This is a genomic window from Pseudomonas sp. LBUM1648 (assembly GCF_059716145.1).
Window position 1 is genome coordinate 1,708,293 of record NZ_CP166808.1, and the last position, 25,415, is coordinate 1,733,707.

A 25,415-nucleotide genomic window follows, 5' to 3' on the forward strand; every position below is an offset into this window, starting at 1 on the left:
CTGCGCTGGAAGGGTGAGATGCGTCCCATGCCTGTCGTGCAGGTGCATAACAAGAAGGAGGCGCAATGAACGCCGTGACTGATCTCCACCTCTCACCGTGGGACGGTTTTCCCCTCGTCCCCGTCGATGACCTGCAAAGGTCTGACTCAATTTTTGCAGCCGCTCGAGCGTCTCGAGGCGGACACACGCAATCCCGGCAACCGACACGCTGATCCAGCGGAGTCTGGCAGCAGGGGGTTAGCGGTGTACAATGCGCCGCGTTTTAACTGTGACCCTCTGCGTAATCGCGCAAATCTCAAGGCTACCCGCCTTGTTCACTCCGCCGCGCCACAAGCGTGTCGGGTTCGATTTCGTCACAGATAAAAACAAACAGGTGACGCATGACCGTTGTAAAAAAGCTGAACTCCTGGTGCCTGCGCTGGGGTTTGATCGGGGCTGCTTGAAATCGCAACCTTGCAGCAACGTCTACTGAACATCATCAAACCTTGCGTGAGACCTTTTTCATGAGTGGACAACCCTCGCAATCAGGCGAGCTGAAACGCGGCCTGAAAAATCGCCATATTCAACTGATCGCCCTCGGTGGCGCGATCGGTACCGGATTGTTCCTCGGCTCGGCCGGGGTGCTGAAATCCGCTGGCCCGTCGATGATCCTCGGCTACGCCATCTGCGGCTTCATCGCCTTCATGATCATGCGCCAGCTCGGCGAAATGATTGTCGAAGAGCCGGTGGCCGGTTCCTTCAGTCATTTTGCGCACAAGTACTGGGGCGGCTTCGCCGGCTTTCTGTCGGGCTGGAACTGCTGGATTCTGTACATTCTGGTGGGCATGTCCGAGCTGACTGCGGTCGGCAAATACATTCATTACTGGGCGCCGGATATCCCGACCTGGGTTTCCGCCGCTGCATTCTTCGTGCTGATCAATGCGATCAACCTGGCCAACGTCAAAGTCTTCGGTGAAGCCGAATTCTGGTTCGCGATCATCAAGGTCGTGGCGATCGTCGGCATGATCGCGCTGGGCAGCTACCTGTTGGTCAGCGGCCATGGTGGCCCGCAGGCCTCGGTCAGCAACCTCTGGGCTCACGGCGGCTTCTTCCCCAACGGCGTTAGCGGTCTGGTGATGGCCATGGCGATCATCATGTTCTCCTTCGGCGGTCTGGAAATGCTCGGTTTCACCGCAGCCGAAGCCGACAAACCGAAAACCGTGATCCCGAAAGCGATCAACCAGGTGATCTACCGGATCCTGATTTTCTACATCGGCGCCCTGGTTATTCTGCTGTCGCTGACCCCGTGGGACAGCCTGCTGGAAACCCTCAATGCGTCCGGCGATTCCTATAGCGGCAGCCCGTTCGTACAAGTGTTCTCGATGCTCGGCAGCAGCACCGCAGCGCATATCCTCAACTTCGTCGTGCTGACTGCGGCGCTGTCGGTGTACAACAGCGGCACCTACTGCAACAGCCGCATGTTGCTGGGCATGGCCGAGCAGGGCGACGCGCCGAAAGGTCTGGCGAAGATCGACAAGCGCGGCGTGCCAGTGCGTTCGATCCTCGCTTCGGCGGCGGTGACGCTGGTGGCGGTGCTGCTCAACTATCTGATCCCGCAACACGCGCTGGAGTTGCTGATGTCGCTGGTAGTGGCGACCCTGGTGATCAACTGGGCGATGATCAGCTTCTCGCACTTCAAGTTCCGCCAGCACATGAACAAGACCAAACAGACGCCGCTGTTCAAGGCCCTGTGGTATCCGTATGGCAACTACATTTGCCTGGCGTTCGTAGCGTTCATCCTTGGTGTGATGCTGCTGATCCCGGGCATCCAGATCTCGGTCTACGCGATTCCGGTGTGGGTTGTGTTCATGTGGGGCTGCTACGTGATCAAAAACAAGCGTGGTGCGCAGCAGGCGTTGCACGCGGCGGGTTCTGCGGCGAAGTAAGCCAACCGCAAAAACAACAAACCCGGCCAAGTGCCGGGTTTTTTGTGTTCGCCGTTATACGTAATCGGCGATGGGATAGGCCTTACACAACGCTTCGACCTGAGAACGGAATTGCTCCTGTAACGAGGGATCCAGTGTGTACTCCAGCTCGCCGAGCGGCGTCACCTTGTCGAGGATCTGGCAGATCAAATCGACGACTTCACGGCATCCCTTGCCGTCGATGTGACGTTGCGCCATCGAGCCGGTGCCGATGCGCAACCCGCTGGTAATGAGCGCAGGTCGGGTCTCGCCGGGAACACGATGTTTGTTGACGATGATCCCGCAGCGCTCCAGCGCCGACTCGGCAATGGCACCAGTAATGCCGCCACGCAAGCGAATCAGTACGGTGTGGTTTTCACTGCGCCCGCCCACTACCTCGTAATCATGGGCCTGAAACGCACTGGCGAGTTCATCGGCTGCGCTGCGAATCCGCGACATGTACGCGTCGAACTCTGCAGACATTGCGTAGCCCAGCGCGGCAGCCTTGGCCGCGATCATGTTGACGGCTGGCGCTCCCTGCATTTGCGGAAACACCGCTTGATCGAGGGCGCGACGGAAGGTTATCCGCAAGCCGGGAACTTTGGTGTTCGCGTCACGACCCGAGAGGATCAACCCGCCGCGAGGTCCCGCCAGTTGCTTGTGTGTGCAGGTCGTCGTGATGTGTGCGACGTCGATCGGGCTGGGATGCCGTCCCGTGGCAACCAGTCCGGCGATATGCGAAATGTCAGCGAGCAGAATGGCCCCGGCTTCATCGGCAATTTCGCGAAAGCGCTCGAAATCCACGGCCCGCGAATAGGCTGTTGCGCCGCACATGATGATGCGCGGGCGGTGAGCAAGGGCCAGTCTGCGCACATTGTCGTAGTCGATGACACCCTCTGAAGTCGTCCCGTACTGGATCGCTTTGTAGTAGGCGCCCGAGAAGGCTTTTGAGCTGCCGTGGGTGAGATCACCGCCGTGTTCAACGGCCATTCCCAGCAGGGTATCGCCCGGCTCGAGCAAAGCAGTAAGCACCTGGTAAGTGGCGTTCGATGCCGAGTGTGATTGGACGTTTGCGTATTGGGCGCCGAACAGCTCCCGAGCTCTGCGGATGGCCAGCGACTCGACCAGATCGACGTTCTCGCACCCTGCGTTATAGCGCCTGCCGGGCATGCCCTCGGCCGTCACGTTGACCAGCGCTGACGCGGATGCCACCAAAGTACGAGGCTTGACTGCGCAGGAGGAAGAGACCAGTGACAATGTTTGGTGTTGGCGTGCGACTTCAGCGTCGAGGATCGCCGCCAGTTCGGCATCTTCCGTTCGAAGTTCCGCCAGGCCTCGTTGCAGTAGGTCAGCCTGGTTTACAAGCGGTTCGGTAGTGACTGCCATGATTGCTATTCCTTCCCTGGTTTCGCGTGTTCGCGTACGTCCGTGTTGGCTGAGCGCTATACAGTTGGATTCCGTGTTTTGGCGTCAGTACGCGCAAACTTATCCCTGTATGAATAACCCGTTTCCATGGCCGCCGTTTGTTGGTGGAGGAGCGGGTTGCTCGACGCATCATAGATTTTTCACTGGGGAACGCCAGAAAAATTAATCAAAAAAATGAACATTGTTCAAAGAAAATGATTCTTTTTGTCCGGTAGGTGGGTGTAGAACTGCAGGTCGGGAGCTTGGGCGCTCCAAGCCTCGGGGGAGGCCAAGTGAATTAACGAGTCATTACAGATTGCGAAGTGATCCTGCGAAGCTGCACCATGCGCTGTTTTTCAGATGACTTTTTGTACCGGAACCAAGGATGGAGAATGCTATGATCTCTCGCGGCTCTAACACCAGTACAACTATCTGCATAGTTTGCCTGTGACCACTGAATGATCACTCGTGGCGTGTTTCCAATTGCCTTTATAAAAAGATGGTAAGCATTTTATGCACAGAAGAGAAAGATCGGAGAATCTGAAAAACAATATCAAATACTTGATAAAGAGCAGGGGCGAGACGCAGTTGTCTCTGTGCAATTCCAGTGGATTGACCAGAACGACCATCTACAACATTCTTGAGGGCAAGGTGGTCAATGTACAGCACGCCACTGTCCGCAAGATTTCTGATTTCTTCGGGGTTTCTTATGAGGAAATAGAGACGATCGACTTTGAAGAGAAAGAAATAATAGACAGCAGCATTTCGCCGCAGGGAAACATGAATCCAGCGGCCGTGCCAGTGATAAAGGAAAGCCTGGTTGTCCAGAGTCTTGACAAAAGAATTGGTGAACTGGCCACGATTTACCCACTGACTTACTACTTCGGTACATCCTTCAACTTGATAGGCGTGCTGCTGGAGAATGAGATCAGGGGTATGAATGAGCCGGGCGACTTATTGATCGTGCAGAAGGGGGCGGCGAGCAGCGATAAGGAAAAGCTGGTGTATGACAAACTCACAGGCAAAATGTTTATTACCCATGAAGTTGACGCTGGCTCTGATCGTGTTTGTGTTATCGGGGATATAATCGAGGAACGATTTAATGGACTGCAGCGTTGAAACGGAAAACAGCAAGTACAAGCTGCTAGGGTTTGAAAATGGAAAAAGCCTGGCCGTCATTATGGTCATTGCGACCGGAAAAATAATCAAAATAAAGCTAAGTGAAGTGTTGAATAGTGAGATTATGGATAATCTAAATAAAATAGAAGTGAAAAACCTGTACAAGAAGTTTTATTCCCAGGGCGGAGCGCTCACCGCCTACGAAATAAATGACCGTCACGAGAGTTCCTGGATGATCTACATCATCCTGAACCTGATGCTGTTCACGCTTTACATCTTTACCAGTATTGCCGCCACGAAGCCGATCTATCTGGAATATTTTGATATTGTCGTCACGCCGGGGACCTTTCTTTATCCGCTGACGTTTCTGATCGTTGACCTGCTGAATGAGACGTTCGGCCTCAGGCTCGCGCGAAAGGCGATTCTCTTTGCTTTCATCAGTAATGCGGCCATTATCATCTTGCTTGCCATTACTACCCATCTTCCAGGGCTGCCGGGTTGGAAGCTTGATGGGGCTTACAATGATGTTATCAGTCAACTCTCTGCAGTCCTGGTAGCCTCTTCGGTTTCGTTTCTGGTTTCCGAGAATATAAATTCATATTTGTTGTGCAAGATAAAAGAACTCACCAATTCCAGATTTCTGTTTTTGCGAGTGTTCTTAAGTACGTTGTTTGCGGTGATCATCGATAGTTTTCTATTCTGCTATATCGCCTTTTACGGAACGATGGAGAACAGCGCGATACTCGGCATGATCTATGTTCAGATTGCGATAAAGGTAGGCTTCGCGTTTTTTAATATTTTGCCAGCCTACGGCGCGAGGTCTTTGTTCAAGAAATATCTGACAGGTGCGCAGACGCAATAAATGAAGGATGGCGCTCACTGGGCATGATATTTTCATGCTTTAGTGAGCGCTTCTTGCTGTGGGTTTACTTCAAACTCAGTTTCGCTTTCAGGCTGCGCGTAACCTGTTCTTTGTTGGTCAGAAACTCATTCAGCCCTTTCGCGCGAAGATTACATGCATCGCAATCGGAACATCCGCTGCCTTTGATGCCGTTGTAACAGGTCAGTGTTTCTTCGCGAACCAGTTCCAACTGGTTATAGTGATCCGCCAAGGCCCAGGTCTCTGCCTTGTTCAGCCACATCAGTGGCGTTTCAAGTTGCAACTTATAATCCATGCCTAGCTCAAGGGCTTTATTCAGTGCCTTGACGAATTCATCCCGGCAATCGGGGTAACCAGAGAAGTCTGTTTCACAAACACCGGTAATGACCGTCTTAGCCTGAACTTGATAGGCATAGATTGAAGCCAGGGTCAGAAAAAGAATGTTTCTTCCCGGCACGAAAGTGCTTGGCAGGCTTTCTCCGGAGCTATTCACGGTCGGGACCGGAATGTTGTCGCGCGTGAGGCTGCTGATCGCCAGCTCATTGAGCAAGGACACATCAAGGGTTTTATGCACGGTCACGCCGAGCTTTTTGGAAAGATGCTGCGCGACTTCAATTTCGGCGATATGACGCTGACCGTAGTCAAACGTGATGCAGTGTATTTCATCGTAGTGAGTCAGTGCGTGGATCAAACAGGTGGTTGAGTCCTGTCCGCCGCTGAAAACGATAACTGCTTTGTTGGTCATGCTTATGCTTCCTGCATTGATGTAGTAAGGGCAAGATTTGGAATGGTAACTCAAACACGGTGGCGGCCTGATTCAAATGGCGAGCAAGCCCGGCATCTGTTTCGCGGTATCCTGCGCGTTCTGAATACGGACGCTTTTCCATGCTGGTGATTTCCAACAACGTGCATCTGCCGGATGCCGAGATCGAATTGACGGCCATTCGCGCCCAGGGCGCCGGGGGGCAGAACGTCAACAAGGTCTCCAGCGCCGTGCACCTTCGCTTCGATATTCCGGCCTCGTCCTTGCCCGAGTTCTACAAGGAACGGCTGCTGGCGTTGCGCGACAGTCGTATCACCAGCGATGGCGTGTTGATCATCAAGGCCCAGCAGTACCGCACGCAGGAAGCCAACCGTGCCGATGCGCTGGAGCGTCTGGTCGAGCTGATCCTCAGCGCCACCAAAGTCGAAAAGAAACGCCGTCCGACCAAGCCGACGCTCGGCTCGAAGAAGCGTCGGCTCGAGTCGAAAACCAAGCGCGGCAGTATCAAGGCCGGGCGTGGCAAGGTGGATTTCTAGTCTTCCCGGTATTTTGCGGTGTGCTTGTACAGATACACGCTCAACGCCAACCCACTCAGGGAGGCGAGGGCGGCGAACAGGAAGATCGAGGCGAAGCCGAATCCGGCAGCAATTGCCCCGGCCACCGGTCCGGTGATCCCCAGCGATAAGTCGATGAACAACGAATAGGCGCCGACTGCTGCGCCGCGACTCGACGCTGGAACCAGATTCACTGCTTCCACACCCAGCGCCGGGAACACCAGTGAGAAGCCGAAACCGCTCAATGCCGCGCCAGCCAATGCCCAGTGCGCATCCGGCGCGAGCCACAACAGCAACAGGCCAAGGGTTTCAACCGACAGGCAGGCAATCGCCACGCGGAAGCCGCCGAGGCGGTTGATCAGGTTGCCGAACAGCAGGCGCGCGCCGATGAAGCTGGCGCCGAACAGACTCAAGCACAGCACCGCGTTGTCCCAATGCTGAGTGGCGTAATACAGGGTAATGAAGGTGGCGATGGTGCCGAAGCCGATCGAACCCAGCGCCAGTCCGCAACCGTGAGGAAAGACCCGTCCCAACACATGCATGAACGGCAGACGCTCACCGATGACAATCGGCGCGGCAGTCTTAGGCCATGCCAGCAGCAGGCCTAACGCCGCCAGCAAAATGATGCTGACGCCCATGCTCCACAAGCCAAGTTGGCCGACCAGCCACACCCCGAACGGTGCGCCGACGGCCAGTGCGCCGTAACTGGCGATGCCGTTCCACGAGATCACCTTGGCGGTGTTCGCCGCGCCGACGCGGCCGATCCCCCAGCCAATCGAGCCGGAACCGACCAGGCTTTCCGCGCTGCCCAGCACCAGTCGACCGATCAACAGGCTGATCAGGCTGAGCATCGGCATGTTCGGAGTCCACGCCGAAATCAGCATGAACACGCCGCTCAAACCGCACCCGGCCAAGCCATACATCACCGCGAGTTTGCTGCCCTTGTTGTCGATGATCTTGCCGGCGTAAGGGCGGCTGAGCAGGGTGGCGAGGTATTGCACGCTGATCACCAGACCGGCGATTACTGCGCCGAAACCTAGGTCGCTGTGGACGTAGCCCGGCAGCACAGCGAGCGGGATGCCGATGTTGAGATAGCCGATAAAGGTGAAGAGGACGATGGAAACGACTTGCAGCGTGACCGCCAGGGGGCGCTGGGGCTCTGACTTGGAGAACGACATGGGAAAAGGTCCACGGGAGCAGCAGATTAGATAGGCTGCTTATGATACCGACGCGAACGGCTCTGGGGCGGGGAAAAGTAAAACTATTTGCCAGACGGCGGTTTCAGGATTTGGCCGGGGCGACCAGTTGCGTGGTGACCAGTGCGGCGAGGGCGTTTTCTTCGCTGCCAAAACGGGCGAGCAGAGCGGCCTGTTTTTCGGGGGAGAGTCGGCTCCAGATCTCGATCATTTTCTCGGTGGCACCGATCAGAACGGCGGCTTGGTTTTCGGAGAATTCGTCGGTCATGGCAGGGCTCGGGCATTCAGGCAGTGTGGAAAGCGCATGTTAGCGCTTTCCACACGGTCTGTACGGCGGGTTTTACTCTTCGCTGTCGGCCGGGCGGCTCTCAACGGCTTCTTTCGACTCGGGCTGTTGGGCACCGGCTTGTTGCGTGGTCGTCTGCTCAGGTACGTGCAGGCTTGGGAAGGGGAGATTAGGAATCTCGTGCATGGTTGCGCTCCTCGCTAAGTCTGTTGATAGATCTGGTAGATCCGCGCTTTTGGAAAGCCTGCGCAGGATACAGCAGGAAAAATGACAATCAGACTTTTAATTCGAATTATTGCGACAAATGGCCGCAGGGAGGCAGGTCGCCGAAACCAATGTAGGAGCTGCCGAAGGCTGCGATCTTTTGATCCTGCTTTTAAACAAGATCAAAAGATCGCAGCCTCCGGCAGCTCCTACAGGGGTATTGCGGTATTACTTGCAGACGTTGGCTATGGCCTCGGCCAGCAGCGCCAGACGTGTCGCATCGATACCGGCCACGTTCGCCCGGCCCGAACTCACCATGTACACGCTGTGATGCTCGCGCAGTTGTTTCACTTGCTCCGGCGACAGGCCGGTGTAAGAGAACATCCCGCGCTGCACGCCAATGTGCGCAAAACGCTCGCGCAGACCGTGCGGCTCCAGCGCTTCCACCAAACCACTACGCAACTGCGCGATGCGCAAACGCATGGCTTCCACCTCGTCGGCCCAGCGGCTTTTCAGCTCCGGGTCGGCAAGGATGGTCGCGACCACGGCCGCGCCGTGATCCGGTGGCGTTGACCACAGGTTGCGGGCGATGTTGGCCAGTTGGCTGCGAATGTCGATGAGCTTGTCGGCGGTTTTCGCGCAGACGATCAGCGCACCGGTACGGTCGCGATACAGGCCGAAGTTCTTCGAGCAGGAACTGGTGATCAGCAACTCCGGCACTTGCGCGGCGAACAAATGGGTCGACCACGCATCCTGCTCCAGACCGTCGCCAAAGCCTTGGTAGGCAAAGTCGATCAGTGGCAGCAGGTCGCGACGGCGCACCACGTCCAGCACGCGCTGCCAGTCGTCGTGGCTCAGGTCGAAACCGGTCGGGTTGTGGCAGCACGCGTGCAGCAGCACCACATCACCTTTCGGCACTTCGTTGAGCACGGCGAGCATGGCGTCGACGTCGAGACGGTTGTCACTGCCCACGTAAGGGTAGTGACTGACCTTGACGCCAGCCGTGGCGAAAATGGTTTCGTGGATCGGCCAGGTCGGGTTGCTCAACCACACGCCTTTGCCCGGCAGGCATTGGGCGATGAAGTCGGCAGCCAGACGCAGGGCACCGGTGCCGCCCGGGGTCTGGGTGGCGCCTGCACGCTGTTCGGCGATCAGTTTCGAGTCGCCACCCAGCACAAGCTCATTGATGACTTTGCCGAACAGCGGGTTGCCGTGGCCACCGATGTAGGTTTTGGTGTCCTGGCTTTCGACCAGCCGCGCTTCGGCGATTTTCACCGCTTCAGGGATGGGCGTCAGGCCTTGGGCATCCTTGTAGACGCCAACGCCGAGGTCGAATTTGCGCGGATTGGCATCCTGCGCATACGCCTCCATCAAACCGAGGATCGGGTCGCCGGGCACCCGGCCGATGGCGTCGAAGTGCATTACTTGCGTCCTTCTGCGGTCTTGGCCACTTCGTCAGTGCGCGCGGCCATGATGAAGTCGTTGCGGTGCAAGCCTTTGATCGAGTGGCTCCACCAGGTCACGGTCACTTTGCCCCACTCGGTCAGCAGACCCGGGTGGTGACCTTCGGCCTCGGAGATTTCGCCGACGGCGTTGGTGAACGCCAGCGCGTGCTTGAAATTCTTGAACAGGAAGACTTTTTCCAGCTGCATGATGCTGTCGCGAACTTCGATGTTCCAATCTGGGATCTGCTTGATCAGGATCGGCAGTTCTTCGTCGCTGACTTGTGGCGCATCGGCGCGGCAGGCTTCGCAGTGGGCTTGGTTCAAAGTTGACATGGTGTATTCCTGAATTCGATTCTTGTTGGAAATTACTATCTTTGCGCGCAAGTCGCGAGCGGGTTCTGCTCAGGCCGCTTTCGGCTTCGGCGGAAATTTCGGTGCATGCAATCCCAGCTGCATGCCTTGCTTGACCATGGCCATGATGTCTTCATGGGCCACGTCGAACAGACGCTTGAGGTTCGGCAGGACAAAGTACAGCGGTTGCAGGATGTCGATGCGATAAGGCGTGCGCATGGCTTCCAGCGGATCGAAGGTCTGATGCTCGGGCTCGTCCGACAGCGAGTAAACAGTTTCTTTCGGTGAGGAGAGGATGCCCCCGCCGTAGATGCGTTTGCCTTGCGGGGTGTCGACCAGGCCGAATTCAATGGTCATCCAGTACAGGCGCGCGAGATACACGCGCTCTTCCTTGGTGGCTTGCAGGCCGAGCTTGCCGTAGGTGTGGGTGAATTCGGCAAACCACGGGTTGGTCAGCAGCGGGCAGTGACCAAAGATCTCGTGGAAAATGTCCGGCTCTTGCAGGTAGTCCAGCTCTTCGCGGGTGCGAATAAAGGTGGCCACGGGAAATTGCTTGCTGGCGAGCAATTCAAAGAAGGTCTGGAACGGAATCAGTGCCGGAACGCGCGCGACCTGCCAACCGGTAGTCTCGCCGAGCACCTTGTTGATCTCGCCCAGTTGCGGAATGCGGTCGTGGGGCAGACCGAGTTTTTCGATACCGTCCAGGTATTCCTGGCACGCACGACCTTCGATCACTTTCAGTTGGCGAGTGATCAGCGTGTTCCACACCGCATGTTCTTCGGCGGGGTAGTCGATAAAACCTTGCGCATCGGGCTCGCGGGCCACGTATTGCGTCTGCTTCATACTGCTCTCCTGCTAGGGGAATTCGTTCTTGTTATGTCCAGCGATGGACTCAGAATTACCCGAGAGCGCGTTGATGTGCAGCAGGTTGAATCGCCTTCGCGTAGGAATTTTCCCTTTAATTCGTAAAGTAATCGTTACGCTTTGACGGATATCTCGCGTTTGCAGTGATTTGCAGGTTTGAAAAGGGTCATTGCTGTCACATAATCTTGACAATTATCTGCGCGCTGCGACAGAAAAGTCTGGCGCAACCCCCCTGTAGGAGTGAGCCTGCTCGCGATTGCTGTGTATCAGTCAATGGGGAAGTTGGCTGGGCTAGCCTCATCGCGAGCAGGCTCGCTCCTACAGGTTAATCATCGTTTTCGGGCCTTTTATATGCGTATCAAAGTCCACTGCCAAAACCGCATCGGCATCCTGCGCGACATTCTCAACCTGTTGGTGGCGTACGGGATCAACGTCGCGCGCGGCGAGGTTGGTGGTGAGCATGGCAACGCGATCTATCTGCATTGCCCGAACCTGATCAACATCCAGTTCCAGGCGTTGCGCCCGAAGTTCGAATCGATTGCCGGGGTGTTCGGCGTCAAGCGGGTAGGGCTGATGCCCAGCGAGCGGCGGCACATGGAGTTGAACGCACTGCTCGGTGCGCTGGAATTTCCGGTGTTGTCGATCGATATGGGTGGCTCGATTGTCGCCGCCAACCGCGCGGCGGCGCAGTTGCTCGGCGTGCGCGTCGACGAGGTGCCGGGGATTCCGCTGTCCCGCTACGCCGAAGATTTCGACCTGCCGGAACTGGTGCGCGCCAATAAATCGCGAATCAACGGCATGCGGGTCAAGGTCAAGGGCGACGTTTTTCTCGCCGACATCGCTCCGCTGCAATCGGAGCACGACGACAGCGAAGCCATGGCCGGTGCGGTGCTGACCTTGCATCGCGCCGACCGTGTCGGCGAGCGCATCTATAACGTGCGCAAGCAGGAGTTGCGCGGTTTCGACAGCATCTTCCAAAGCTCGAAAGTCATGGCGGCGGTGGTGCGCGAAGCGCGTCGCATGGCGCCCCTCGATGCACCTCTATTGATAGAAGGCGAAACCGGCACCGGCAAGGAGTTGCTGGCACGCGCCTGTCACCTCGCCAGTCCGCGCGGACAATCGCCGCTGATGGCGCTCAACTGCGCCGGCCTGCCGGAGTCGATGGCCGAGACCGAGCTGTTCGGCTATGGCCCCGGTGCTTTCGAAGGCGCACGCGCTGAAGGCAAGCTCGGTCTGCTGGAGTTGACGGCGGGCGGCACGCTGTTTCTCGATGGTGTCGGCGAAATGAGCCCGCGCTTGCAGGTGAAATTGCTGCGCTTCTTACAGGACGGCTGCTTCCGTCGCGTCGGCAGCGATGAAGAGGTTTATCTGGATGTGCGGGTGATCTGCGCAACACAGGTGGACTTGTCCGAGTTGTGCGCTCGCGGCGAGTTTCGTCAGGATTTGTACCACCGCTTGAACGTGCTTTCGCTGCATATTCCACCCCTGCGCGAATGCCTCGACGGTTTGACGCCGCTGGTCGAGCACTTTCTTGATCAGGCCAGTCGACAGATCGGCTGTTCGCTACCAAAACTGGCGCCGACGGCCATGGATCGGCTCAGTCATTATCACTGGCCGGGTAATGTGCGGCAGTTGGAGAACGTGCTGTTTCAGGCGGTGTCGCTGTGTGATGGCGGCACGGTCAAGGCCGAGCATATTCGCCTGCCGGATTATGGCGTGCGTCAGCCGCTTGGCGATTTTTCCCTTGAAGGTGGGCTGGACGAGATCGTCGGGCGGTTTGAGAAGGCCGTGCTGGAACGTCTGTATTCCGAGCACCCGAGCAGTCGGCAATTGGGCAAGCGCCTCGGGGTTTCGCATACGACCATTGCCAATAAGTTGCGTGAGTATGAGGTGGGCAAAGAGCCTGAAGCCTAAGATCGAAAGATCGTCCGGACGCGGCCCGAACCTTCGGCAGCTTCTAGAGTTGGAATGCGGATTCCTGTAGGAGCTGCGGCACGCTGCGATCTTTTGGTCGATTGCCGCGAAGCGGCATAACACCGCCGGTTTTTCGACTTCGATACATTTCCCAATTCCCCGCAATACCCCTCAAGTCCTTTGTTTGCCGGGCCTCAAGCCGCCAGAAAAAAGTTGGTCTGCAAATTGCTTATGGCTCAGCAGTACAGCGGTGGGCGGCAAACGTCCGGCATGCAGAGGAAAGAGTGTGGACAAGTACCTTTATGTGGCAATGACCGGCGCCAGCCAGAACGCACTGGCGCAGAAGGCTCATGCCAACAACCTGGCGAACATCTCCACCAACGGTTTTCAGCGCGACCTGGAGCAGGCGCGTTCGATGCCGGTGTTCGGTGACAGCTTTCCGGCGCGCGCGTTTGCCCTGAGCGAACGGCCCGCCACTGATTTCACGCCAGGCTCGCTGGTGCAGACCGGCCGTGACCTCGACGTCGCCGTGACCGGCAATGGCTGGATCGCCGTGCAGAATCCCAACGGCGGCGAAAGCTACGTGCGCACCGGCAGCCTGAATGTCGACGCCCTCGGCGTCCTGCGTGCCGGCAACGGTATGCCGGTGATGGGCAATGGCGGTCCGATCGCCGTGCCACCCGAGCAGCAGATTGAAGTCGGCGAAGACGGCACCATCAGTATTCGTGCGATGGGCGAAGGCCCGCGCGTCATGGCGGAAGTCGACCGGATCAAACTGGTCAACCCGGACATCAAGAACATGAACAAGGGCCTCGACGGCTCGATCTACACCAAGGACGGCCAGCCTGCGCCGATCGATGCCAACGTCAAACTGGTGTCGGGTTTCCTGGAGTCGAGCAACGTCAATGCCGTGGAAGAAATGACTTCGGTGCTGGCCCTGGCCAAGCAGTTCGAGTTGCACGTCAAGATGATGAACACCGCCAAAGACGACGACCAGGCCATGGCTCGGGTCTTGCAGATCAGCTAATTATCAGAACGTCGCGCCGTAAAACAGGCGCACGAGGAGAATCGAATGCTTCCGGCTCTATGGGTTGCCAAAACCGGTCTGTCCGCCCAGGACACTAACCTGACCACCATTTCCAACAACCTGGCAAACGTCTCGACCACGGGTTTCAAACGTGACCGCGCCGAGTTCCAGGACTTGCTGTATCAGATCAAGCGTCAGCCAGGCGCCCAGTCGACCCAGGACAGCGAACTGCCGTCGGGTCTGCAAGTGGGTACCGGTGTGCGCATTGTCGGCACGCAGAAAAACTTCACCGCCGGCAGCCTGCAAACCACCGAACAGCCGCTGGACCTGGCCGTTGACGGTCGCGGTTTCTTCCAGATTCTGCAACCGGACGGCACCACGTCCTACACCCGTGACGGTACTTTCCACCTCGATTCCAATGGCCAGGTCGTCAACGCCAGCGGTTTCGCTCTGGAACCAGCCATCGTCATTCCGAACGATGCCCAGACCTTCACCGTCGGCCGTGACGGCACCGTATCGATCACCGTTGCCGGCAACCCGGCTTCCCAAGTGATTGGCAACCTGCAAACCGCCGACTTCATCAACCCGGCCGGCCTGCAAGCGGTGGGCAACAACCTGTTCCTGGAAACCGCTGCTTCCGGCGCGCCGCAAGTCGGTACTCCGGGCCTGAACGGTTTCGGTACCACGCTGCAGAACACCCTGGAAACGTCCAACGTCAGCACCGTTGAAGAGATGGTCAACATGATCACCACTCAGCGCGCTTACGAGATGAACTCCAAGGTGATCTCCACCGCCGACCAGATGCTCTCGTTCGTAACGCAGAATCTGTAATCAAGTCTATGAGGCGGCCATGAGGTCGCCTGCAACACCGTGAGGTAGGGTCATGAATCGCTTCGTATCTGTTCTGGCATTGAGTGGAGTCGTCTCGCTCGCGGGCTGCGTCGCTCCGACGCCCAAGCCCAATGACCCTTACTACGCCCCGGTGTTGCCGCGCACGCCGTTGCCGGCGGCCGCCAACAACGGCTCGATCTATCAGGCCGGCTTCGAGCAGAACCTGTACAGCGATCGCAAGGCGTTCCGGGTCGGTGACATCATCACCATCACCCTGAACGAGAGAACCCAGGCGAGCAAAAACGCTAACTCGCAGATCGGCAAGAACAGCGATACCACGGTCGGCCTGACTTCGTTGTTCGGTTCCAGTCTGACCACCAATAACCCGCTGGGCAGCAATGACCTGAGCCTGAACGCCGGCTACAGCGCTGACCGCGCGACCAAGGGCGACAGCAAGGCTGCGCAGGGCAATACCCTGACCGGTTCGATCACCGTGACCGTGGCCGACGTACTGCCCAACGGTATCATCGCCGTGCGCGGCGAGAAGTGGATGACCCTCAACACGGGCGATGAGCTGGTGCGGATCGCCGGTCTGGTGCGTGCCGATGACATCGCCACTGACAACACCGTTTCGTCGACCCGTGTCGCCGACGCGCGCATCACCTACTCGGGCACCGGTTCGTTTGCCGATGCGAGTCAGCCAGGCTGGTTCGACCGTTTCTTCCTCAGCCCGCTGTTCCCTTTCTAGGTGGCTACGTTGAACTTCAAGAGCCTCATGCTCGCTGCGGCCATGATGTCCGCAGCCTTTGGTGCCCACGCCGAGCGGCTGAAAGATATCGCCAGCATTTCCGGCGTGCGGTCCAACCAATTGATCGGTTACGGCCTGGTGGTCGGGCTTAACGGCACCGGTGACCAGACAACGCAAACTCCGTTCACCCTGCAGACCTTCAACAACATGCTCTCGCAGTTCGGTATCAAAGTGCCGCCGGGATCGGGCAACGTGCAGTTGAAGAACGTCGCGGCGGTGTCCATCAGTGCTGATCTGCCGGCGTTTGCCAAGCCAGGCCAACAGGTCGATATCACCGTTGCCTCGATCGGTAACTCTAAGAGCCTGCGTGGCGGCACCCTGTTGCTGACCCCGCTCAAGGGTATCGACGGCAACGTCTATGCGATCGCCCAGGGCAACCTGGTCGTGGGCGGTTTCGATGCTGAAGGTCGAGACGGCTCGAAGATCACTGTCAACGTTCCGTCGGCTGGTCGCATCCCTGGCGGTGCATCGGTGGAGCGCTCGGTGCCGAGTGGTTTCAATCAGGGTAATAGCCTGACGTTGAACCTCAACCGTTCCGACTTCACCACCGCCAAACGCATCGTCGACAAGATCAACGACATGCTCGGCCCTGGTGTCGCTCAGGCCATCGACGGCGGCTCGATCCGCGTTACCGCACCGCTCGATCCGAGCCAGCGTGTCGACTACCTGTCGATCCTGGAAAACCTCGAAGTCGATCCGGGTCAGGCGGTGGCGAAAGTCATCATCAACTCGCGCACCGGCACCATCGTCATCGGTCAGAACGTGAAAGTCTCGCCGGCCGCCGTAACCCACGGCAGCCTGACCGTGACCATTACTGAAGACCCGATCGTCAGCCAGCCAGGCCCACTTTCCAACGGCCAGACCGCTGTCGTGCCACGTTCGCGCGTGAACGCCGAACAGGAAGCCAAACCGATGTTCAAGTTCGGCCCGGGCACCACCCTCGACGAGATCGTCCGTGCGGTGAACCAGGTCGGCGCGGCACCGGGTGACTTGATGGCCATTCTCGAAGCACTGAAGCAGGCCGGCGCGTTGCAAGCCGACCTGATCGTGATCTGAGGCCGACGACTATGGATATGCGCAAGAGCGGTCTGGTCAGCAGCAGCGATTCGGGTTCTTACTCTGACCTCAATCGTCTGAACCAGCTAAAGGTCGGTGACAAGGACAGTGATGCGAACATGCGCAAAGTTGCGCAGGAATTCGAATCGCTGTTCCTCGGCGAGATGCTCAAATCGATGCGTTCGGCGACCAATGCCCTGGGTGAGGACAATCCTCTCAACACGCCGGCCGCCAAGCAGTATCAGGAAATGTACGACCAGCAACTGGCCGTTTCCATGTCCCGCGAGGGCGGTGGTATCGGTCTGGCCGACGTGCTGATGCGCCAGATGTCGAAGAACAAACCAATGGCGCCGGGTGAGGCTGCGGCCGCGTCCGCCGCCAAGCAGGAAGAAGCCAAAGCCAAGGCCGCTGCCGTGGCAACGCCGATTGCCGCTGGCACCGTCGCCACCAATGGCCCGTTGTCGCGCCTCAATGGTGAGCGTCCGCTGTGGGCCTCGCGTTCGGTCAATGCGCCTAACACGCAATTGGCCCACCGCAACGACATGGAATTGATCAACCAGCGCCGTTTGGCCCTGCCGCCGAAACTGGCCGATCGTTTGCTCGCAGGCCTGGTGCCTTCGGCCACCACGACAAGCGCCGCAACGCAATTGCCACAGCGCGCCACGACTACCGCCACCACTGGCGCAGGTCCGCTGTACAACGGCGACTGGCTGGCACGCGCCGAGGCTGACAAAGCCTCCGGTGGGCAGATGCAGGTTTACGGCCGGGCGATGGCGCAGATTCCATTGGCGCCGGCGAAAAAAGCCTTCAGTTCTGCCGACGAATTCGTCAACACCATGCTGCCGATGGCCGAGGAAGCCGCCGCTCGTATCGGCGTCGATCCGCGTTACCTAGTGGCGCAAGCCGCACTGGAAACCGGTTGGGGCAAGTCGGTCATGCGTGCTCAGGATGGCAGTAGCAGCCACAACCTGTTCGGTATCAAGGCGAGCAGCAACTGGAAGGGTGATTCGGCCCGGGCAATCACCAGCGAGTTCCGTAATGGCGCGATGGTCAAGGAGACGGCCGAGTTCCGTTCCTATGCCTCGTACAAGGACAGCTTCCACGATCTGGTGACTTTGCTGCAGAGCAATAATCGCTATCAAGAAGTGCTGAAGTCGGCCGATAACCCAGAACAGTTTGTACGCGAGTTGCAAAAGGCCGGTTACGCCACCGACCCGAACTACGCAAGCAAGATTTCGCAGATTGCCAAGCAGATGAACGTTAACCAGAACTACGCTGCGGCGGGCGTTTCGACAACGCCTCTATAAAACATAAAGTAAGGTTTGAACCATGAGTTTGCTCAACATCGGGATGTCGGGTTTATCCGCTAGCCAATCTTCTTTGATGGTGACGGGCAACAACATTGCCAACGTCGATACGGCCGGCTACTCGCGCCAGCAAACCGTGCAGAATTCAAAAAGCTCGATTCAGAACGGCAACCTCTGGATCGGCACCGGTACGACCCTGGCCGACGTGCGCCGTGTCTACAACAGCTACATCGACGCCCAGTTGCAGACCACCACTTCGCTCAACAGCGATGCGGCGGCTTACCTGGGTCAGGTCACTCCGCTCGACAAATTGCTGTCCGATAGCGGCACCGGCCTCAATGGCGCGCTGACCAAGTTTTTCGCCTCGGTGCAGAACGTCAACGCCAAGCCGGGTGATGATGCTTCGCGCCAACTGCTGCTCAGTGATGCCCAAGCCTTGAGCGCGCGCTTCAACTCGGTTTCCAGCCAGTTGAACGCGCAGAACTCGGACATCAACGGCAACCTGACGAGCATGGCTGATCAGGTCAACAAACTGGCGAACACTGTCGCTCAGTTGAACCAGAAAATCTCCGAAATTTCCAACTCCGGTGGCCAGCCCAACGAGCTGCTCGACGCGCGTAACGAGACCATTCGCCAACTGTCGACCTTCACCGGTGCGCAGGTCGTCGAGCGTGGCGGCAACATGGATATATATCTGGGCAACGGTCAGCCGCTGGTGATGGGCAGCACGGTCAGCAAGCTGGAAGTCACGCCAAGCAAGACCGACCCATCGCGTATGGCCCTGCAGCTCAATAACGGTTCCAGCACTGTCGACATCACCTCGGGCATCACCGGTGGCGAGATCGGTGGCCTGCTGCGTTATCGCAGCACCGTGCTCGACCCTGCGATGAACGAGCTGGGCCGCGTGGCACTGGTCGTTGCCGATCAGATGAACACGATTCAGGCGCAAGGCATCGACAAGAACGGTGACTTTGGCGGCAGCCTGTTCACCAGTATCAATACTGCGGCGAACATGTCTGCGCGCAGCACCGCCACTATCGGCAACAGCGCAGGTTCCGGCAAATTCGATGTGAGCATCGAAGACACCGGCAAGCTGACCATCAACGATTACAAAGTGACCTTCACCAGCGCCACGGACTACACCGTGCAGCGTCTGCCGGAAGGCACCGCCATGGGCGCGTTCAGTACCACCACCAACCCGCCTCCGGTCATCGACGGCTTCTCGTTGAAACTCACTGGCGGCACGGCGGCGGCGGGCGACACGTTCAAGATCACCCCGACGCGCAGCGCGGCGGCCAACATCAAGACCGAGATGACCGACTCCAAGCGTCTGGCCATCGCAGCTCCGTTGGGCGCTGCCATTGCCCCCGGCGGCAGCGGCACGCTGACTATTCCGGCCAGCGGTCAACCGACCCTGACCACGAAGTTTGATATCTACGACGCCACCACCACCACGGCGATGCAGAACGGCATGAAGTACTCGACGCCGGTCAAAGTGGTGTTTGGCGATCCTTCGGCGGACGGCACCAGTCAGGGTTACCAGCTACTCGATGCCAAGGGCGGTGTGTTGAGCAGCGGCACCATCAAGCCGGGCCAGAACAACACCCTGAACCTGAGTATTCCGCTCAAGGACTCGACCGGCGCTGCGATCCCGCCAGCTCCGGCCACCCAGTACACCGTCAATTTCGATATGACCGTCGCCGGCTCGCCAGGCAAAGGCTCGGCGATCAATGTCAGCCTCAGCCAGCCGGGCACACTGGACAACCGCAACGGCGGTGTACTGGCTGACTTGCAGACCAAGCAGACAGTGGACACCGGTTCGGCCAGCAAAGGTATTTCCCTGACCGACTCCTACGGCAAACTGGTCGAAGGTGTCGGCGCCAAAGCTGCCCAGGGCAAGCTCGACAGCGCGGCCACCGACGCCATTCTGGCCAACGCCAAGGGCGCGCGTGATTCGTTGTCCGGCGTCGACCTCGACGAAGAGACCGGCAACCTGGTCAAGTTTCAGCAGTACTACACCGCGTCCTCGCAGATCATCAAGGCTGCGCAGGAAATTTTCAGCACACTGATCAACAGTCTTTAAGGGAGTCGTAATCCATGCGCATTTCTACCGGCCAGTTTTACGAATCTTCGGCAGCCAACTATCAGAAAAACTTCGCCAACGTGGTCAAGAGCAGCGAAGAGGCCAGCAGCCTGATTCGCGTCAACACGGCGGCAGATGATCCGGTTGGCGCTTCGCGTCTGCTGCAATTGGGCCAACAGGCTTCGATGCTTGATCAGTACGAAGCCAACGCCACTACCATCAAAGGCACACTGGGTACCGCTGAAGCGGTGATGACCAGCATCAACAACGTGCTGCAGCGTGCCAAGGAATTGGCTGTGAGTGCCGGCAACGCCGGGTACACGGACGCCGACCGTCAGGCCACGGCGTCCGAGCTGGGTCAGATCGAAGAGCAACTGCTCAGCCTGATGAACAGCAAGGACGAGAACGGTAAATACATCTTCGCCGGCTCCAAGGGCGACACCGTACCGTTCACTCGCAATGACGATGGCACTTACGCCTACAACGGCGACCAGGTGACCCTCGATCTGGCGATCGGTGACAACATGAAGATGGCCACCAACACCACCGGTTGGGAAGCTTTCCAGCAAGCGGTCAACACCAGCCGCAGCCAGGTCACCATGACAGCGCCAGCGGTCAATGACAATCGCGTGGTTCTGTCCAACGGTCAGGTGTCGTCGAATGTCAGCTACAACAGCAAGTTCCGTAGCGGCGAGCCGTACACTGTTGATTTTGTCAGCGGTACCCAGCTCAAAATCACTGACTCGGCCGGTAATGATGTGACGGCCGAAGCCAGTCAGGGTGGCGCGTTCGATCCGAAAAGCACGGCCGGTCAGACGGTCAGCTTCCGGGGCGTGGACCTGACGCTGAACATCAACCTGCAATCGGGCGATGTACCGGGCACCGTGCTGCCGGGTCACACGTTCACACTGGCGGCCAAGCCTGACACCTTCACCGGCACCCGCAGCCCGGGCAACCCGTCGTCGGCCCAGATCACCGGCAGCAGCGTCACCAACTCGACGGACTACAAAGCCAGTTTCCCGACCGGTTCAGCGGTGATGAAATTCACCAGCGCGACCGCGTTCGATCTGTACGCTGCACCGTTGACCGCTGACAGCAAACCGGTGTCCAGCGGCACTGTGGTCGCAGGCGTGGCCACTGCTTCGGGTGTGAGTTTCAACATCAGCGGTACACCGGCTGCCAACGATCAGTTCAGCGTGGCCGTCAATACTCACGAAACCCAGAACATTCTGGACAGCGTGAGTCAGTTGAAAAACGTGCTGAACACGCCAACCAATGGTAATGCGCTGGCTATCCAGCAATTGCAGGCCGGTCTGGCCTCCGGTCTGGGCAACCTCGCCAGTGGCACCGATCAGTTATCCAGTGCGATCAGTTCGGTCGGTGGTCGTGGCTCGTCGCTGGTGACCCAGAGCGATACCAATCAGTCGCTGGTATTGGCCAACGCGCAGACACAATCGTCGATCCGCGACTCCGATCCGGCCGAGGTCATGACCCGTCTGACCCTGCAGCAAACCATGTTGCAAGCCTCGCAACTGGCCTTCAGCAAGATTGCGCAACTGGGCTTGTTCAACAAGATCTGAGTCTGTGCCTGTCGAGCTGCCAACCGTCTTTTCCTAAGCGGTTACGGGGTTCCTGCCTGAATAGGGCAGGGACCCGCCGCTCGAGAGTTTCCCGCCGTGAATCAACACCCCCTCGTCAGTATCGTCATCCCCGCCTTCAACCCGCGCTTCTTCGATCAGGCGCTGATGAGTGCGCTCGCGCAGACGTATGAGCACCTCGAAATCGTCATTTGTGACGACTCGGACGATGAGCAGATTCGCCAGATTGTCGAGTCGTTCGCCGAGCCGGCTCATCCGATCCGCTATCTGCGTAACCCGCAGCGTCTGGGGTTACAGAACAACGTGCTGCGTTGCGTCGAAGAGGCTCGTGGCGAGTTCGTCAAAGTGTTGTGCGATGACGATCGACTGTTCGCGCCGAGCATTGCCCTGCAGGCGCAGGTGCTGATTGATCACGCTGATGCCAATCTGGTGTTTGCCTTGCGCATGCTCAGCGACGCCGGCAATTTCCTCTTGCCGCCGCGCGTTGACAATTGCCGGTTCAGCCCGAACGACGCCTTGTTCAAGGGCGACGACATGCTGGCGATATTCGAATCCACGCCGTTGAATTTTGTCGGCAACTTCAGTGCCGCGTTGATGCGTCGCGCCGACGTGCTGGAGTTACTGCCTGCGCTTATTCAAGAGGGTGCAGGTTTTGTCGCCACGCTCGATTTCGCCTTGTTCGTGTGTCTGATGCGCCGCGGCAATATGGTCTCGCTCAACACCGTGCTGAGCACCGAGCGGTTGTACCCGGAGCGGCTGAGCCGTACGCCGGAAATGCTCAAGCGAGCGCGAGTGGAGTGGGAGTGGCTGGCGCAAATGCTTGTTGCCCGTAGTGGCGAAGCCGCGCCGGCGGCTGGCTGGGTGCGCTATATCGATTTGGCCAACATCAATGATCAGCCCCACGCTTGGCAAGAGCTGTGCGTGACGCGCATTCTCGGTAACCGCAATACCGTGGTCAGCGGCCGGGTCGGCGCCGAAAGCGAAAGCTATGACGATTTCTATCGGGAGTGGCTATCGATCCGCTGCTTCTCGCCGGTCGAGCAACAGCAGATGCCGCAGCGCATCGCCAGTTGGTCGACGCGGGCGCAGATTGTGCCGATTGTCATCGACCCTGACGGCGATATAGAAGCCTTGCAGGCCACGTTGCGCGGCATCGAGGCTCAGCTTTATGCACCAGCGGCGGTTGTGCTGCTTTCGGATGCACAGTGCGATGTCGGCGAGCGAGTGCTGCGGTTGCCGTTTCAGGCCGACTGGGCGCAGCAACTCAACGCGGTGATCCCGCAACTGGAAGGTGCCGACTGGTTTTACCTGCTGCGTGCCGGCGACACCTTGCGCGAATCAGCGCTGTTGATTCTGGCCGAGCGCATCGCCGCAACGCCGGGCCTGTTGTGTGCCTACAGCGATGAGGGGGCGCTGATCGAAGGTGAATCCATCGAACCGGTATTCAAGCCGGACTTCAATCTCGATCTGATGCGCGCCTACCCTTATGTTGGACGCGCTCTGGCTTTCGAGCGTCAGCGCTATCTGGCTGTGGGTGGCTTCGATCCGGCCCATGGCGAACTCGCTCCGCATGACTTGTTGTGGCGCCTGGTGGAAGAAGCCGGCCCGCAGACCATCGAGCACATCGCCGAGATTCAGGTGGAGTCCAGCCTGACGTATGCCCAGTGGCTGTCGCTGCCGGAAGTGATCGATCACAACGCCGCGATGGTCGGCGCGCATTTGCAGCGCATCGGTGTGGATTACAGCATTCGTCATGAAGAGATGCCGCTGATCAACCGCGTCGACTATCACCACGCAGAAAATCCGCTGGTGTCGATCATCATTCAGGCCGGCGATTCGTTGCACGCCTTGCAGCGTTGCACCGAGAGCCTGATTGAGCATACCGCCTACAGTCGCTACGAAATTCTGCTGGTCGACACCGGCAGCACTGAGTCGGCGATGATCGAATGGCTGGCTGCCATGGCTCAATTGGGCGCCTCGATGCTGCGGGTCGTGCAGTACGCCGGAGCCGACAATGTCGCCGCCCTCCGTAACTTCGCCGCCGATCAGGCGCGGGGCGAGTATTTACTGCTGCTCGACGCCGAGGCGGTGATCTATGAAAGCGACTGGCTCGACGAACTGCTTAACCAGGCCCGGCGTCCGGAGGTTGCCGTGGTCGGTGCCCGCCTGCTCAGCCCTGAAGGGGCGATTGTCAGTGCCGGTTTGATTCTGGGGCTGGCGGGGCCGGTCGGTTCGCCATTTGCCGGTGAGTCGGCAAGCTCTCGCGGCTATATGCAGCGTCTGCACGTGGTGCAGAACTGGAGCGCGGTCAGCAGTCAATGCCTGATGGTCCGCAAGCAAGTTTTCGATGCGCTCGGGCAGTTCGATGGCGAGACGTTCGCGCGGGGTTTGAGCGACGTCGATCTGTGTCTGCGGGCAGGCAGCGATGGCTACCTGGTGGTCTGGACGCCTTATGCCAGTGTCGTGATTGCGCCGTTGACCGAGAATGCGCCGCTTGCCCTCTCTGAAAAAGAGGAAGAAGCGTTCCATCGCCAGTGGATGCCGAAAATCATCAAGGATCCGGCGTACAGTCCGTCGCTCAGCCTCGGCGTGTCGAGCTTCAGTCTGGAGCCGTCGTTGCGCAATAACTGGAATCCGTTCTGTTCTCGTCACTTGCCGTTGATTCTCGGGTTGCCGGTCAACAGTTCGGCTGTCGGTCATTACCGCGTGACCGGGCCGCTGGCCGAGCTTGAAGCCTCTGGCCGGGCGCTTGGCCGCTGGGCTTACGAGTCGCCTTCGACCGTCGAAATCGAGCGTCTGGCCCCGGATTCGATCATTCTGCAATGCCGCTATAGCGACGGTGCGGTCAGCGATATTCAGCGAATCAAGAAGTACTCCAGCGCGCTGCGAATCTTCGAACTCGACGACTACGTGATCAGTGCGCCAAAGAAAAACACCCACGCGCGCAATAAACCGGTCAACACCGAACAGATGCTGCGCGAAGGTATTGCGCTGTGTGATCGTGTGGTGGTTACCACCCAGGCACTTTCCGATGCGTTGTCGAGCATGCACAGCGATATTCGCATTGTGCCGAATATGCTTTCGCCGGAGCCGTGGGCGACCCTGACCAGTCACCGTCGTACCTCGAGCAAGCCGCGCGTGGGTTGGGGTGGCGGCACCAGCCACTCGGGGGATCTTGAGATCATTGCCGAGGTCGTTCGGGAACTGGCGAACGAAGTCGAGTGGGTATTCTTCGGCATGTGCCCGGACGAGTTGCGTCCCTACATTCATGAATTTCATTCGGCCATCAGCCTGCAGAGCTACCCGTTCAAACTGGCCAGTCTGAACCTCGACCTGGCACTGGCGCCGTTGGAATTCCATATTTTCAATGACTGTAAGAGCAACCTGCGTCTGCTGGAGTACGGTGCCTGCGGCTACCCGGTGATCTGCACCGACACCGAGGCCTATCGCGGGCACCTGCCATGCACCAAGGTCTACAGCAACAGCACCGCAGAATGGCTGCAAGCGATTCGTATGCACCTCGCCGATCCGGGCGCCAGCTACCGCATGGGCGACGAACTGAAGGAAGCGGTGCACCGTGATTTCATGTTACGCGGTGACAACCTCAATCATTGGCTGTGGGGCTGGTTGCCGGATTGATCTGAATTCGGCGGGCACAAAAAACGCAGGTGACCTCACGGTTGCCTGCGTTTTTTTTGTCTTGCTCTCAGCCTTTAATGGCACTGGTCGATAAATTTCAAATGTGCGCCCACTCAAGCGAGGAGTGTCTCGCCCCAGGGACA

21 protein-coding genes are annotated in these 25,415 nt (G+C 58.4%); 13 read left to right on the forward strand and 8 right to left on the reverse strand.

Going from position 1 to position 25,415, the window contains the following annotated elements:
- Positions 1-503: 503 nt before the first annotated feature.
- Positions 504-1,925: an amino acid permease gene (locus ACA043_RS07815; RefSeq protein WP_497658934.1), complete on the forward strand. Its 1,422-nt coding sequence runs from the start codon at positions 504-506 to the stop codon at positions 1,923-1,925.
- A gap of 54 nt (positions 1,926-1,979) precedes the next feature.
- Here the strand turns inward: ACA043_RS07815 and glyA are convergent, their stop codons facing one another.
- Positions 1,980-3,329 carry a serine hydroxymethyltransferase gene (glyA, locus tag ACA043_RS07820; protein WP_497658935.1) on the reverse strand — a complete coding sequence of 450 codons (1,350 nt, stop codon included), beginning with the start codon at positions 3,327-3,329 and terminating at the stop codon, positions 1,980-1,982.
- A 531-nt stretch (positions 3,330-3,860) separates the two neighbouring features.
- Here glyA and ACA043_RS07825 point away from each other — a divergent pair.
- Both ACA043_RS07825 and ACA043_RS07830 read left to right on the forward strand, forming a co-directional pair.
- The gene (locus ACA043_RS07825; RefSeq protein ID WP_497658936.1) at positions 3,861-4,466 is read left to right on the forward strand and encodes a helix-turn-helix transcriptional regulator; all 606 of its coding nucleotides are present in this window, start codon (positions 3,861-3,863) and stop codon (positions 4,464-4,466) included.
- Entirely contained in the window at positions 4,450-5,328 is an 879-nt protein-coding gene (locus ACA043_RS07830) for a queuosine precursor transporter (RefSeq protein ID WP_489878491.1), read from the forward strand. Before ACA043_RS07825 ends, ACA043_RS07830 begins: the two co-directional genes overlap by 17 nt.
- Before the next feature lie 64 nt (positions 5,329-5,392).
- On the opposite strand, the gene queC is transcribed toward ACA043_RS07830, so the two are convergent.
- On the reverse strand, positions 5,393-6,091 hold the full coding sequence (gene queC / locus ACA043_RS07835) for a 7-cyano-7-deazaguanine synthase QueC (protein ID WP_497658937.1): 699 nt from the start codon (positions 6,089-6,091) through the stop codon (positions 5,393-5,395).
- Positions 6,092-6,231: 140 nt separating this feature from the next.
- On the opposite strand from queC, the gene arfB reads away from it, so the two are divergent.
- Entirely contained in the window at positions 6,232-6,645 is a 414-nt protein-coding gene (gene arfB / locus ACA043_RS07840) for an alternative ribosome rescue aminoacyl-tRNA hydrolase ArfB (RefSeq protein WP_095050152.1), read from the forward strand.
- Here the strand turns inward: arfB and ACA043_RS07845 are convergent.
- The 6 genes from ACA043_RS07845 to phhA form a co-directional block, all read right to left on the reverse strand.
- Positions 6,642-7,841, reverse strand: coding sequence for an MFS transporter (locus tag ACA043_RS07845; protein WP_489878493.1), 1,200 nt, complete (start codon positions 7,839-7,841; stop codon positions 6,642-6,644). The two genes, arfB and ACA043_RS07845, sit on opposite strands and share 4 nt — an antisense overlap.
- 103 nt (positions 7,842-7,944) lie before the next feature.
- On the reverse strand, positions 7,945-8,127 hold the full coding sequence (locus tag ACA043_RS07850; RefSeq protein ID WP_497658938.1) for a hypothetical protein: 183 nt from the start codon (positions 8,125-8,127) through the stop codon (positions 7,945-7,947).
- Between the two features lie 72 nt (positions 8,128-8,199).
- The gene (locus ACA043_RS07855) at positions 8,200-8,331 is read right to left on the reverse strand and encodes a hypothetical protein (RefSeq protein WP_262410290.1); all 132 of its coding nucleotides are present in this window, start codon (positions 8,329-8,331) and stop codon (positions 8,200-8,202) included.
- A gap of 246 nt (positions 8,332-8,577) precedes the next feature.
- The gene (locus ACA043_RS07860; RefSeq protein WP_497658939.1) at positions 8,578-9,771 is read right to left on the reverse strand and encodes an amino acid aminotransferase; all 1,194 of its coding nucleotides are present in this window, start codon (positions 9,769-9,771) and stop codon (positions 8,578-8,580) included.
- Positions 9,771-10,127 carry a 4a-hydroxytetrahydrobiopterin dehydratase gene (locus ACA043_RS07865; protein WP_003222798.1) on the reverse strand — a complete coding sequence of 119 codons (357 nt, stop codon included), beginning with the start codon at positions 10,125-10,127 and terminating at the stop codon, positions 9,771-9,773. Before ACA043_RS07865 ends, ACA043_RS07860 begins: the two co-directional genes overlap by 1 nt.
- Positions 10,128-10,196: 69 nt before the next feature.
- Entirely contained in the window at positions 10,197-10,988 is a 792-nt protein-coding gene (gene phhA, locus ACA043_RS07870) for a phenylalanine 4-monooxygenase (protein ID WP_158830660.1), read from the reverse strand.
- Between the two features lie 372 nt (positions 10,989-11,360).
- Here phhA and ACA043_RS07875 point away from each other — a divergent pair, with 372 nt between their 5' ends.
- The 9 genes from ACA043_RS07875 (at position 11,361) to ACA043_RS07915 (ending at position 25,272) form a co-directional block, all read left to right on the forward strand.
- Positions 11,361-12,923: a sigma-54-dependent transcriptional regulator gene (locus ACA043_RS07875; RefSeq protein WP_489878497.1), complete on the forward strand. Its 1,563-nt coding sequence runs from the start codon at positions 11,361-11,363 to the stop codon at positions 12,921-12,923.
- Positions 12,924-13,209: 286 nt separating this feature from the next.
- The gene (locus ACA043_RS07880; protein WP_187677347.1) at positions 13,210-13,950 is read left to right on the forward strand and encodes a flagellar basal body rod protein FlgF; all 741 of its coding nucleotides are present in this window, start codon (positions 13,210-13,212) and stop codon (positions 13,948-13,950) included.
- Between the two features lie 45 nt (positions 13,951-13,995).
- The gene (gene flgG / locus ACA043_RS07885; RefSeq protein WP_187677348.1) at positions 13,996-14,781 is read left to right on the forward strand and encodes a flagellar basal-body rod protein FlgG; all 786 of its coding nucleotides are present in this window, start codon (positions 13,996-13,998) and stop codon (positions 14,779-14,781) included.
- Positions 14,782-14,833: 52 nt separating this feature from the next.
- A complete protein-coding gene (gene flgH, locus ACA043_RS07890) occupies positions 14,834-15,529 on the forward strand; it encodes a flagellar basal body L-ring protein FlgH (RefSeq protein WP_187677349.1) in 696 nt (231 codons plus the stop codon).
- Between the two features lie 27 nt (positions 15,530-15,556).
- Positions 15,557-16,645 carry a flagellar basal body P-ring protein FlgI gene (locus ACA043_RS07895; protein ID WP_401271073.1) on the forward strand — a complete coding sequence of 363 codons (1,089 nt, stop codon included), beginning with the start codon at positions 15,557-15,559 and terminating at the stop codon, positions 16,643-16,645.
- An 11-nt stretch (positions 16,646-16,656) separates the two neighbouring features.
- Positions 16,657-17,952, forward strand: coding sequence for a flagellar assembly peptidoglycan hydrolase FlgJ (gene flgJ, locus ACA043_RS07900; protein ID WP_497658940.1), 1,296 nt, complete (start codon positions 16,657-16,659; stop codon positions 17,950-17,952).
- Positions 17,953-17,974: 22 nt separating this feature from the next.
- Positions 17,975-20,035 carry a flagellar hook-associated protein FlgK gene (gene flgK / locus ACA043_RS07905; protein ID WP_401271026.1) on the forward strand — a complete coding sequence of 687 codons (2,061 nt, stop codon included), beginning with the start codon at positions 17,975-17,977 and terminating at the stop codon, positions 20,033-20,035.
- Positions 20,036-20,049: 14 nt separating this feature from the next.
- On the forward strand, positions 20,050-21,615 hold the full coding sequence (locus ACA043_RS07910; protein WP_187677352.1) for a flagellar hook-associated protein 3: 1,566 nt from the start codon (positions 20,050-20,052) through the stop codon (positions 21,613-21,615).
- Positions 21,616-21,711: 96 nt separating this feature from the next.
- Entirely contained in the window at positions 21,712-25,272 is a 3,561-nt protein-coding gene (locus ACA043_RS07915) for a glycosyltransferase (protein WP_497658941.1), read from the forward strand.
- Positions 25,273-25,415 lie beyond the last annotated feature (143 nt).